General features: G+C 66.1%; 12 protein-coding genes and 1 pseudogene. 5 read left to right on the forward strand and 8 right to left on the reverse strand.

What is annotated here, in order from left to right:
• Window positions 1-80: 80 nt before the first annotated feature.
• Window positions 81-866, reverse strand: a complete 786-nt coding sequence (locus tag OHB12_RS15620) for a serine hydrolase (RefSeq protein WP_327120190.1) — start codon at window positions 864-866, stop codon at window positions 81-83.
• 361 nt (window positions 867-1,227) lie between these two features.
• Here OHB12_RS15620 and OHB12_RS15625 point away from each other — a divergent pair, with 361 nt between their 5' ends.
• The 5 genes from OHB12_RS15625 to OHB12_RS15645 all read left to right on the forward strand — a co-directional run bounded on the left by OHB12_RS15625 (window position 1,228) and on the right by OHB12_RS15645 (window position 7,274).
• Window positions 1,228-2,358 (forward strand): PucR family transcriptional regulator, encoded by a 1,131-nt coding sequence (locus tag OHB12_RS15625; protein ID WP_327120192.1) that lies wholly within the window; start codon window positions 1,228-1,230, stop codon window positions 2,356-2,358.
• A gap of 144 nt (window positions 2,359-2,502) precedes the next feature.
• Entirely contained in the window at window positions 2,503-3,951 is a 1,449-nt protein-coding gene (lpdA, locus tag OHB12_RS15630; RefSeq protein ID WP_327120194.1) for a dihydrolipoyl dehydrogenase, read from the forward strand.
• Between the two features lie 11 nt (window positions 3,952-3,962).
• Complete coding sequence (gene pdhA, locus OHB12_RS15635) at window positions 3,963-5,006, forward strand: pyruvate dehydrogenase (acetyl-transferring) E1 component subunit alpha (protein ID WP_327120196.1); 1,044 nt, start codon at window positions 3,963-3,965, stop codon at window positions 5,004-5,006.
• 39 nt (window positions 5,007-5,045) lie between these two features.
• Window positions 5,046-6,032 carry an alpha-ketoacid dehydrogenase subunit beta gene (locus tag OHB12_RS15640; protein ID WP_327121149.1) on the forward strand — a complete coding sequence of 329 codons (987 nt, stop codon included), beginning with the start codon at window positions 5,046-5,048 and terminating at the stop codon, window positions 6,030-6,032.
• Between the two features lie 18 nt (window positions 6,033-6,050).
• Entirely contained in the window at window positions 6,051-7,274 is a 1,224-nt protein-coding gene (locus tag OHB12_RS15645) for a dihydrolipoamide acetyltransferase family protein (protein ID WP_327120198.1), read from the forward strand.
• Between the two features lie 124 nt (window positions 7,275-7,398).
• On the opposite strand, the gene OHB12_RS15650 is transcribed toward OHB12_RS15645, so the two are convergent.
• The 7 genes and pseudogenes from OHB12_RS15650 to OHB12_RS15675 form a co-directional block, all read right to left on the reverse strand.
• Entirely contained in the window at window positions 7,399-8,475 is a 1,077-nt protein-coding gene (locus OHB12_RS15650; RefSeq protein WP_327120200.1) for a magnesium and cobalt transport protein CorA, read from the reverse strand.
• A 108-nt stretch (window positions 8,476-8,583) separates the two neighbouring features.
• Window positions 8,584-8,799: a KUP/HAK/KT family potassium transporter gene (locus OHB12_RS36320; protein ID WP_442800047.1), complete on the reverse strand. Its 216-nt coding sequence runs from the start codon at window positions 8,797-8,799 to the stop codon at window positions 8,584-8,586.
• Window positions 8,800-8,851: 52 nt separating this feature from the next.
• Window positions 8,852-9,604: pseudogene (locus OHB12_RS15655) on the reverse strand (KUP/HAK/KT family potassium transporter); the annotation flags it as partial.
• A gap of 159 nt (window positions 9,605-9,763) precedes the next feature.
• On the reverse strand, window positions 9,764-9,922 hold the full coding sequence (locus OHB12_RS15660; protein ID WP_327120202.1) for a hypothetical protein: 159 nt from the start codon (window positions 9,920-9,922) through the stop codon (window positions 9,764-9,766).
• 18 nt (window positions 9,923-9,940) lie between these two features.
• Entirely contained in the window at window positions 9,941-10,249 is a 309-nt protein-coding gene (locus tag OHB12_RS15665; RefSeq protein WP_327120204.1) for a DUF3467 domain-containing protein, read from the reverse strand.
• A 91-nt stretch (window positions 10,250-10,340) separates the two neighbouring features.
• On the reverse strand, window positions 10,341-10,844 hold the full coding sequence (locus OHB12_RS15670; protein WP_327120206.1) for a hypothetical protein: 504 nt from the start codon (window positions 10,842-10,844) through the stop codon (window positions 10,341-10,343).
• Between the two features lie 672 nt (window positions 10,845-11,516).
• Entirely contained in the window at window positions 11,517-12,098 is a 582-nt protein-coding gene (locus OHB12_RS15675; RefSeq protein WP_327120208.1) for a PaaI family thioesterase, read from the reverse strand.
• Window positions 12,099-12,106 lie beyond the last annotated feature (8 nt).

Raw genomic sequence — 12,106 nt, forward strand, 5'->3', positions numbered from 1 at the left:
CATGAACGACGAGTGGACACCGGCCTGGTTCGAGGCCGAACGGACGACCGCCTTCGCGTTTCCGGGTGCGGCACCCGGGATCAGGCCGCGCAGTTGCCGCCGGACAGCTCGTCGAGGTGCTGGGAGACGACCGTGGCCAGCTTGTCCACAGCGTTCATGCCGTCGCTGAACGCTCCCGAATCCGGCTGCACCGCCATCGCGATCGCGATCCGCCCCGACGGGGCGGTGACGATCCCGAACTGCCGCACCAGGTAGGCGCCCGAGGTGTCCGGTCCCCAGCCCCCCTTGAACTCGGCGCCACTCAACTCGCCGAGACCCCAGCGCTGGCTGGTGACGATCTGCTCCATCAGGCTGGTCACTCGCGCGGACTGCGGCAGACAGGGTAGCCGCGCGGCGAACCGCACCTGGTCGACAAGTGACCACTCGGCTTGGCCGAAGGCCGAATGCTCGGGACGGGCACGGGTGGCGGGCACGGTGGTCTTGGTGTCGCCGCCTTCCCGCAGCACCGCCTGCACCGCCTCGGCCGCCTCCTGTCCGGTGCCGAGCGACTGCCACAGCACGTCGGCGGCGGCGTTGTCGGAGGCGGTGATCGCCGCCGAGGCGGCGTAGGTCGAGGCGCCCGGATTGCGGCGCAGCGCGGCGATGGTCAACGGCACCTTCATCGTCGACCACGCGGGACCGCTGGTCCAGTCGCCGAAGGAAACCAGCTGATCGCCGCCGACCGGGATGACCGCCATCCCGATATGTCCGCGCACACCGGCTGCCAGCTCGGCAAAATCCGCGGCAAGCGTGCCGGGCACGGTGATGGACAGCCCCTTTTGATCGGTGCGCGCGGCGGCTTCTGTGATGGTCGGTGCGCTCGACACCGGATCATCGGCGCGGTCGGCTCCGCACCCCGACACGAGAAATGCGACAAGCGCCGCACAGCTCAATACTTTTCGAGCCTTGCGGAATCGATCAGTGAATATATATTGGCCCATTTTCGCAGCGACCTCGTTGCACTCTCTATCTCATACGGCGTTTCGACACCGTACTTGGCCTTCTTGTCTCGTGCCCACTTCGTGGGGGAAAACGCGGCGGCCCGGGGCACAAGGGCAGCGTGGCGCACCCGCTACGCGTGCCGGGTCGGTTACGGGGAGTAGCGTCGGGCGCATGGCAGCGCCGCGATCCCCTTTCTCCACAGCGGGCACACGGAAGCCAGCCGAAATGTGCCGCGCGGATGTCGCGGTGCTCACCCAGCGCCTGATGGCGGCGATCTTCACCGACAATCCGGAATGGACGGACTACACATCGGTCCCCCGCGCGGATCTGCGCGACGGTTGCCGGCGTTACCTCACCCGGATTCTCGAATTGCTGAGCGGTGAGGCGACAGATCCGGAGTCCGACGACGTCGCGGCGTCGATCGGCAGGCACCGGGCCGAACAGGGAGTGCCGCTCGAGGCGATGCTGCGCACATTCCGGCTCGGCGGTCGAATCGTGTGGGAAGCATTGCTCGACAACGCCGAAACCGTCGATATCGAACCGCACGAGATCCGGGAGGCCGGCACCGCGATGTGGATGGTGATCGACGGATTGTCCTCGGCACTGTCCACGTCCTACCGCAACACCGAACTCGAACAGGTACGCCGCGACGAGCGGCGCAGGCACGCACTGATCGAGGATCTTCTCGCCGGACGAGCCCACGACGCGACGTTTGCCGCACGGGCGGCGCGTGAGTTGAACCTGCCGGCCCACGGCGCCTACCTGGTGGTGGTCGCGGACACTCTCCCCGACGGGAGATCGGCACTCGCCGGGCCCGAAACCGTGCTTGCCTCGCTGCAGATCCGGTCGGTCTGGCACACCCGCGTGGACACTACGATCGGGCTGGTGTCGCTGGAGCAGCGCGACGCCTCAGCGGTGCTGCGTCACCTGCGCCCCCTGACCCGCGGCAGGGCGGCGTGCTCCTCCGCTGTTCCGGGGCTCGCCGAGGTGGGCGCGGGCCATTCGCTCGCGTTGATCGCGCTGGACACGCTGCCCACAAGCTCGACCGGTCTGGTGTCACTGGACGAGCGCTACCCCGAGGCCCTGCTGGTCCGTTCCCCTGACCTGACCAGGCTGCTGCTGACCCGCAGCCTCGGCCCGGTCCTGGAGTTACCTCCCAAGGACCGCGACGTCCTGATACAGACTCTCACGGCCTGGCTGGCGGAAAACTGCTCGGCGGCCAACGCCGCGCTGCACCTGCACTGCCATCGGAACACCGTGCTCAACCGGCTGCAACGTATCTCCAACCTGGTCGGTCGTCCGCTGGACGGGCAGCGGGCCTACCTCGAACTCTCGCTCGCGCTGTCGGCTCTGAAACTCCCCGACCGCGCGGTCTGATTGGGCGCAGCGCCCATTCTCGCGCCGCTATTCCTGGGCTTTCGGGACATTGTTTGTGCATTCCGCGCCGACGAGACTCGTCCGCAATGCCCACGCCACAACCTCGGCGTGGCCGGATTCGTTCGAGACTGAGGAGCACCACGAGTGCCGGAATTCGATCTGTTGGTCGTCGGGGGCGGCCCGGGCGGCTACGTCGCGGCCATCCGCGCGGCCCAGCGCGGCCTGTCGGTGGGCCTGGTGGAGAAGGAGCGGCCGGGCGGAGTCTGCCTGAACTGGGGCTGTATCCCGACGAAGGCGATGCTGCGCTCCGCGGAAGTGTTCCACACCGTCAGCGCCGCAGCCGATTACGGCGTCTACGCCGACAATATCCGGTTCGATTTCGCCACCGTGCGCCAGCGCAAGGACGGCATCGTCAAGGAACTCACCGACGGCGTCGCCGGTCTGCTCGCGGCCAATGGCGTCACCGTGATCGAGGGTCATGCCCGCTTCACCGGCCCCACGACCGTCGACGTGCACGAAGTGGGTCCGTCTCCGGTCGGGCCCGACGGCCCGCGCTATGCCGCCGCACCCACAACACCCATCCGGCAAGTCACCGCACGTGATGTCATCATCGCGACCGGATCCGTACCTGCCCGCCTGCCCGTCCCGGGCGCCGACCTGCCCGGCGTGATCACCTCCGACGGCGCGTTCGGACTGACCACGGTCCCGGACCGGCTGGTGATCGTCGGGGGCAGCGCGGTCGGCGCCGAATGGGCGAGCCTGTTCGGCACGTTCGGCAGCGAGGTCACCCTCGTCGAAATGCAGGATCGCCTGGTACCTGCCGAGGACAGCGACATCGGCGCGGCCCTCGGCCGGTCCTTCGCCAAACGCGGCATCACCGTGCTGACCGGATCGACCGTGGCGTCGATCACCCACGACGAAGCGCTGCGCGTCACCGTCGAGGGCCCGCACGCCCGCACGCTCGATGCCGATGTGGTGCTCGTCGGTGTCGGCCGTCGCCCCAACACCGCCGACCTCGGACTGAATCTCGCCGGAGTCGGCACGGACGAGCGCGGATTCATCCCGGTCGACGAGCAGTTGCGCACCGGCGTCGACCACGTCTACGCGATCGGCGATGTCACCGGGCGAGCACTGCTCGCACACGTCGCTTCGCATCAGGGGCTGACGGCCGCCGATGTCATTGCCGGACAGGACAGCCGGATCGACTACACCGCGATTCCCGCGGCCACCTTCACCCATCCGGAGATCGCGAGCGTCGGTCTGACCGAGGCTGCTGCCCGCTCAGCCGGGCACCAGGTGATCACCGCCCGGTTCCCGTTCGCGGCGCTGGGACGGGCCAAGACCTTCGGTGACACCGAAGGGTTCGTCAAGATCGTGGCCGGACAACGCCACGGCGAGGTGCTCGGTGTGCACATCATCGGCCCATCTGCCAGCGACCTGATCACCGAAGGGGCCTTGGCGATCACGCTCGAGGCCACCCTCGATGAGCTCGCCGAAACCATCCACGCCCACCCCACCCTCGGCGAGATCGGCATGGAGGCCGCGCTTTCCGCGCTCGGCCTGCCGGTGCACGTCGCGCCACGGAAGCGCTGAGGAGGAGCATCGTGACCGAAACAATCGAGCACACCCCCATCACTCTTACCGCAGAAGACCCAGCCACCCTGCGCGGCTACTTCCGCGACATGATGTTCGTCCGGCGGTTCGAGGAGCGCGCCGCCCAGGGCTACACCCAGGCCAAGATCGGCGGATACTGCCACCTCAATCTCGGCGAGGAGGCCACCGTGGTCGGACTCGCCGCCGCGATGCGGCCCACCGACTACCTGTTCACCAACTACCGCGAACACGGCTACGCCATCGCCAAAGGCATCGAGCCCGGCCGTGTCATGGCCGAGCTGTACGGACGGTCCACCGGCACCTCGAAGGGCTGGGGCGGTTCGATGCACATGTTCGACACCGCGTCCCGCCTGCTCGGCGGTTATGGCATTGTGGGGGGCCAGCTTCCGCTCGCCGTCGGCGCCGCCATGGCCATCGACTACCGCGGCGACGATGACGTGGTGGTGTGTCAGATGGGCGATGGCACAACGAATATCGGTGCCTTCCACGAGTCGCTCAACCTCGCGGCGCTGTGGAATCTGCCGGTCGTGTTCGTTGTGATCAACAATCAGCTCGGCATGGGCACCACGGTCGAGAATTCCTCCGCCGAACCCGACCTGTACAAGCGTGCCGCCGGATACCGGATGCGCGGCGAACAGGTCGACGGCACCGATGTCCTCGCCGTGCGCGATATCGCCAGCGAACTGGTGGAAACAGCGCGACACGAGGGCAAACCGGCGCTGCTGGAAACCATCAGCTATCGGCTCAAGGGCCATTCCGTGGTCGACCCGGCGAAGTACCGCAGCGGCGAAGATGTCGCCACCGCACGGAAATCCGATCCGGTCGCACGGTGGCGCGCGGACCTGATCGAGTCCGGTGTCCTGGACGAAACCGACGCCGCGGAGATCGAACGGTCCGTCGAGGAGGAGGTCGACGCCGCGGTGGCCTTCGCGGACGCCAGCCCGCATCCGGACCCGTCGAGCCTGTTCGACTACACCTACGCCACCCCGGTCGCGGGCGAATCCCGCAGGCTGCCCGCCGATCCGCTCTTCTGACCGCTGAGTTTCAGACTGCTAAGGACAACCGTGCCTGTCATCACCTATCGCGAAGCACTTCGCGAAACCTTGCGCGAGGAAATGCGGCGTGACGAGGATGTCTTCCTGATCGGGGAAGAGATCGGCGTCTTCGAGGGCTCCTACAAGATCACCGCGGGCCTGCTCGCCGAATTCGGCGAGAAGCGCGTACGCGACACCCCGATCGCCGAAGAGGGTTTCGTCGGCGCAGCCGTCGGCGCCGCGATGCTCGGGCTGCGCCCGGTCGTGGAGCTCATGACGATCAATTTCTCGCTGCTCGCGCTGGATCAGATCGTCAACCACGCCGCCAAGATCTACGGCATGTTCGGCGGCCAGACCAGCGTGCCGCTGGTCATCCGCACCCCGGGCGGCGGCGGCCAGCAACTCGGCGCCACCCACTCGCAGAACATCGAGCTCTACTACGCCTTCGTGCCCGGGCTCAAGGTGGTCGCGCCGAGCACCCCCGCCGACGCACGAGCCCTGCTGCGCGCCGCGATCGAAGACGACGACCCCGTGCTGTTCCTGGAAAACCTCGCCCTCTACAACACCAAAGGCGAAGTGCCCGATGTACTTCCGCCTGCCGAGATCGGCAAGGCCGCGGTCACCCGGGAAGGCACCGATATCACGCTCATCGGCTACTCGCGGATGGCGACCATCGCCACCCAGGTCGCCGAGAAACTGCACGCAGAATCCGGCATCTCGGCCGAGGTCGTCGATCTGCGCAGCCTGCGGCCCTTGGATCGGGACACCATCGTGTCCTCGGTGCGTAAGACCGGCTGCGCGGTTGTGGCAGAAGACGATTGGCTGACCTACGGGATCGGTGCCGAGGTCGCCGCCACCATTTCCGACGGAGCGTTCGACTACCTGGACGCTCCGGTGCGGCGGGTCGCCGCGGCGGAAGTGCCGCTGCCCTACGCCAAAACACTCGAACAGATCGCCCTTCCGTCCGCCGACTCCCTGCACACCGCCGCGTTGGAAACGCTGGCGGCCGTGGGCCGGCGCCGCTGAGAACCCGAGGACAATGTCATGCCAGAGATCACCATGCCCCGGCTCTCCGACACGATGGAGGACGGCGTCGTCGTCACCTGGCTCAAACAGGTCGGCGACAAGGTCACTCGGGGCGAGATTCTCGCCGAAATCGAGACCGACAAGGCGCTGATGGAGTTGGAAGCCTACGACGACGGAGTGCTCGACCAGATCCTCGCCGAGCCCGGAACGCGAGTGCCGATCGGCAGCCCTATCGCGATGCTCGGCGACGGCAGCACAGCGGCGAAACCCGCCCCAGCCGTTACCGTCCCGGCTACTTCCACCGAATCCACGTCGATCCCGCCGTCGACCCAGACCACATCGGCATCCACCGCAGGCGCGGCACCGGACGACCGTCGGAAGTCCTCTCCCCTGGCCCGCAAGATCGCACGTGAGCTGGGCATCGACCTCAACGGCGTGACCGGCACCGGCCCCGGCGGGCGGATCACCCGCCACGACGTGGAATCCGCGCAGGCATCGACCGAACCCCCGGTCACCGCGCCCTCGGCCGCCCCGGTGGTCGCTGCCACCGGCGACTACGAGGAGGTGCCGCTGACCACCGTCCAGCAGGTAGCGGCCAAACGCCTGACCGAGAGCAAGCAGCAGGCCCCGCACATCTATCTGACGAGCGCGATCGACGTCACCGACCTGCTGGCCTTCCGTACCGACGTCAACAAGACACTGCAGTCGGCGGGCGCCGGAAAGGTGAGCATCAACGACCTGATCGTCAAGGCCGTCGCTGTCACCCTGCGCGCCGATCCGGCGGTGAACGTCTCCTTCGACGGTGACAAGCTGCTGCGGCACCGCGGTATCCACCTCGGCGTCGCCGTCGCGATCCCGGCCGGTCTCGTCGTGCCGGTCATCCGCGACGCCGACCGAAAAAGCATCTCGGAGATCGCCGCCGAGAGCCGTGAGAAAGCCGAGCGTGCCCGCGCCCGCAAACTGCGCGTGGACGAAATGACCGGCGGCACCTTCACCATCTCCAATCTCGGCATGTTCGGCGTCGAGCAATTCGCCGCCGTCATCAACCCACCGGAAGCCGCCATCCTCGCCATCGGTGCCGCCACCGACCAAGTGCACCTCATCGACGGCGAGGTCGTCACCCGCAAGATCCTCCGCGTCACCCTTTCCGCCGATCACCGCGCCATCGACGGAGCCACCGCGGCGACCTTCCTCCAGCAGCTGAAGGACCTGCTGGAACACCCGCTGCGCATCGTGACCTGAGGTCCCGCGGTAACCGTCACGAGTGGCCGACACCGCCATCCGTGCCGACTGCCGAGTCGGAGTGCCGGACAGTGTGCCGTCACTCCCTCGCCGCCGGGGGCCGCACCGAATCATCACATTGTCGCTACAACCAATTATTGCGGCGCAGGTTCATGTACAAGCCCGTGCAGATCGTCACGATCACGACGAGAACCAGCGGATAGCCCCATACCTGCCGCAATTCCGGCATGTGCTCGAAATTCATACCGTAGATCCCCGCGACCATCGTCGGCACGGCACCGATCGAGATATACGCCGTGATTTTGCGCATGTCGGTATTCTGCTGCACCGCGGTCTTGGCCAACGCGGCTCCGATCAGCGCACTGAGCGACTCGTCGAAATCGTTGATCCGATCGGCCACGGTCGTGTGATGGTCGGCGACATCACGCATATACCGCCGGACCTCCTTCGGCAACGGCAACTCGATGCCGCGGCCGAGTGTCTCGAGCGGAACAGCGAGCGGATTCACCGATCGCCGTAACTCGACGACCTCACGCTTGAGCTGGTAGATCGATTCGATGGCTACCTTGCTGCGCGGGGTGAAGATTTCCTCCTCCATCGCATCGACATCGAGCTCGACCGACTGAGTGACCTCGATATACGAATCCACCACATAGTCGGCGATCGCATGCAACACCGCCCCTGGCCCGAGGCGCAGCCGATCCGAGTCGGCCTCCAAATCCTTACGTACGGCGGCCAGTCCCGAATGTTCACCGTGTCGCACCGCGACTACGAAATCGGGCGCGGTGAAGATCAATATTTCGCCGGTCTCGACGATCTCGCTGACACTGTGCAATTCGTGCTCTACGTAGGCGACCGTGCGCATCACCAGCACGAGCGTATCGTCGTAGCGCTCGAGTTTCGGCCGCTGATTCGCCTTGACCGCATCCTCGACGGCCAGTGCGTGGAGCCCGAACGTCTGCGCGATATCGGCCATCTGCTCCTCGTCGGGATCGTGCAACCCGACCCACACGAAACCCGCACCCAGCTCACGCACCTTCGTCAACGCGGCCGCATGTGTGAACCGGCCCGGCAATCGACACCCGTCGACGTACACCGCGCAATCGACAATCGCCCGAGCAGTCGGAACACGGATATGCGGCAAAGACCTCCCCGCCCGCCCAGAATGACGAAACGAAGGCAACGGCGGAAGAGAGGGCATCGCACGATGCTACGTCGCAAACCACTCGAGGGCTTCCCAGAACAGACCACCGGTACCGGGTCGGAAGCAGCGGCTGTGACCTCACGAGTTATCCAGTTGCAGTCTTTGCTACACCTCGACTCTCGATCCCATGATCACTGTCCGCTCGCCTGGCAGGCCGAAGTAGTCGGCGGCGTCGGCGGTGATATGGGAGGTGGCGATGAACAGGCGCTTGCGCCATGGTGCCATCGTCGGTGCCGTACCCTTCTTCAGCTCGATCTTCGACAGGAAGTAGGAGGCGTCATCGATCGCTATCCGGCCTTCGGTATCCGTGGGGTCGAGCATGCGCAGCGCGTTGGGGATGTTCGGCGTTTCCATGACGCAGGCTGCACCAGCCCAGCCTGCCGCGAGTGATCGCCCGCCGACCGAAGTGGCCCATATCGGCGTACAGCGCCTCCGCACCCGTCACCGCCAGCACCACAGCGGCCAGCGCGAAAAACGCAATACCGAAGTGCCCGAACATGAAGCTCAGCGCATAGGTTGGCGACAGTGCCTTCAAGATTTCCGGATGCTTGGCAATACCGTCCACGCCCAAGGCACCGATCGTCACGAACCAAGCAATCATCACCGGCCCGAACAGCCGACCGACCGCCGCCGTGCCGTGGCGCTGGACGGAGAACAGTCCGACAATGATTACCGCCGTGATCGGTACGATCACGCCGTCGAACCCCGGCTCGACGACCTTCAGGCCCTCCACCGCGGACAGCACCGAAATAGCGGGAGTGATTATGCTGTCGCCGAAGAACAGCGCGGCACCGAAGATACCGAGCCCGGCCAGCGCCGCTGCGGCCCGACCACCTCCCCCACCGAGCCGCCGCAGCAGCGTGATCAGCGCCATGATCCCGCCTTCGCCGTCGTTGTCGGCGCGCATCAGCAGGGAAACGTAAGTCAGCGTGACGATGATCATCACCGACCAGAAGATCAGCGACACCACGCCGTAGACGTTGTCCGTGCTGATCGGCACCGGGTGTGGATCAGCCGGGTTGAAAACCGTTTGAATGGTGTAAATCGGGCTGGTCCCGATGTCGCCGAATACCACGCCGAGCGCGCCGACCACGACAGCGGACCGAACCGTTTCCCGACCACCCATCACACCGATCGATGAAACGGCTCCGGACTCTGTGCCCATGGTGTACTCCTCGTCGACGGCTCCGCACTCTATCGTGCCGTGGGCCGCCGCCGAGTCGCGGATTTGCCGAGCCTGAGCAAGGAGCGCACCGCGTCGACGCTGCTGTGGAACGCGGGGTGACTATCCGATTGCCGCTTTGTCCGCTGGTTGTGGCGTAGTGGCGGTGAGGTGGTAGCGGCGGCCGTCGATCTTGTCGGGCCGGTAGCGGATGGCGGGGTCGGTCACGACGGCCCAGTCCCGCGGGCTCGCGAGGATTGCGATGGGGCTGGATACGAGCATCGCATTTCTCCTGTTCGGTTATTCCCCGAGGTGGACGATCGCGCCGAACTCATGTTCGTAGTTGCTCATGCTGTCGTTCAAGATCTGCATCAGGCGGAAGATCATCGCCGGGGGGAATTTCACCCTCGACACCACCTGAGTCGGTTGGCGCACCACAGGCCGACCCGCATCGTCGACACCCTGATCGGTCGGCAGGAATACGAGGAAGTCGAGGGTGAAGTCGGTGCGGTTGTACCAGCAGGTGAACCCGTTGGCGTAGGCGCCGACGCTCATTGCCTCCGGCACGATCACCTCGACGTTGGTCGGGGTTGGAGTCGGTTCGCTCATCCGCGACCGCCTTTCATGGTCGACGAAAGGAGCACACCCATTCGGGCGGCGGCCCCTTTCGTCGACACATCATTCAGTGACGGCAGATTGGTCAGCGTGATTGAATCTGGCGTGCCTGCTGGCGAAGGTTGTTCAGCTGCATTTCCCACTGCATGGCCCGGTCCTGGGAACGGCTGGCCTGATCCTCGGCCTGCTGGGCCAACTGGCTGGCCTGGTCGGCCTGATCCTGCGCCGACTGAGCCCGCTGGTTGGACTGATTGGCCTCGCCCTGGGCCTGCTGGGCCTGGTTCTGCGCCCGGTCGGCCTCGCCCTGGGCCTGTTGGGCCTGGTTCCCCGCCTGGATGGCTTGTTGGCGGGCCTGCTGGGCCTGCTGGTTGGCCTGGTTGGCCTCGTGCTGCGCGATCTGCGCCTGGTGCTGAACCTGACGTGTCTGGTTCTGCGCCTGCCGGGCAAGGTGCTGCGCCTGCTGGGCGTACTGACGAGCGCTCTGCGCTTCCTGCCGAGCCTCTTCGACACCGAGCCGCAGCATATCGATGTCCCGGGGGATGTCCTGGACGTCGCCGCGCTTCGCATCGCTCATCGTGTCTTGTGCCATTGAGCTTCCCTCCATAGTGGTTGAGTGGACAGCGTCGTGTGACCAACCCATTCTTACCGACCCAGAAGCAGCTGTCAGCAACATTTGCGCAACTATCTGGAAATGACCGCGAAACGTACCGAATCCCCGGTCCGACACCGGCACGCGCCGCGCCCACAGCCCGCATGGTCAGCCGCCGGCATCCAAGTTTGCGCAGACTCGCGAAGAGGTGCCCGATCGAGACCTGAGAACCCACAAAGTTGGCGACCACGACAGACAGTCACTGCCACAGGAACGGCGGGACCACCGAACCACTCGAATGCTGACCCCGCCACCCGACCCCGCTCGAGCCCGAAGCCGTCGACTCGGCGACTTTCGGCCATCTCACCCGACCGGGTAGCGCACTACGCCGAAGCGATGTTCAACCCTTTGCGCCATATGGCAAACACACGGCTACCAAGAGGCTTGCCGCAGTCGAACGTCGTTGCCGGCATCACCGTGGAGCTCCGAGCTTGCGGACGCCGAAAGTTCGAGCGGGGCGCCGAGAACGGCCGCCACCCCACGCGACGGGAATCCGCCCCAGGGCAGCCCGAGGACCGCGATGTCCCGCGTGCCGCGATACGCGGGGAGGAGGCGGGCCAGCACGGACAAGCACGGCAATTCGCGGAATGGCCCGCTGGGCTTCGACGGGCTTCAGGCGTCGGGGTTCAGGATCATGCAGCTCGAGGTGGCGTGGGCGATGAGACGCCCTGCCTCGTCAACGACCTGGGCCTGGGCGAGGGCGGTGCGACGGCCGCGGTTGATCACGGTTGCCTCGCACCGAAGTAGGCCGGAGGCCTCGGTCGCCGGGCGCAGGTACTTCACCGTGAGGTCGAGCGTGGTGTGGACCTCGCCCGGCTTCAACGTCGTCTGCACCGCGCAGCCCGCGGCGGTGTCGAGCATGATGGCCAGTACGCCACCGTGCACCGTGCCGACCGGGTTGTAGTGGATCTTCTGTGCTCGCATGGTCACCTCGACCCACCCCTCACGGGCATTTATGTCCCCCCCGTCGATCAGACTCGCCGCGGGACACTTCGCGACCCGGCCGTCCGCGATCGCCTGGATCTGCTCAAGGCCGCTGCGCTTGGCCAACCCGGCGATCGCGGCGAGATCTGCCATCGGGTCGGTCCAGTTGTAAGTCCTGGTCTGCACTGCGGAGTCGGCCTGGGTTTGATTCGTAACCTCAGACTTGCCGCCATTGGACATTTCGATCGGCGCCTGGTCGCTGTGTGTCATCACATTCC

The organism is Nocardia sp. NBC_01730 (assembly GCF_035920445.1).
GTDB lineage: Bacteria > Actinomycetota > Actinomycetes > Mycobacteriales > Mycobacteriaceae > Nocardia.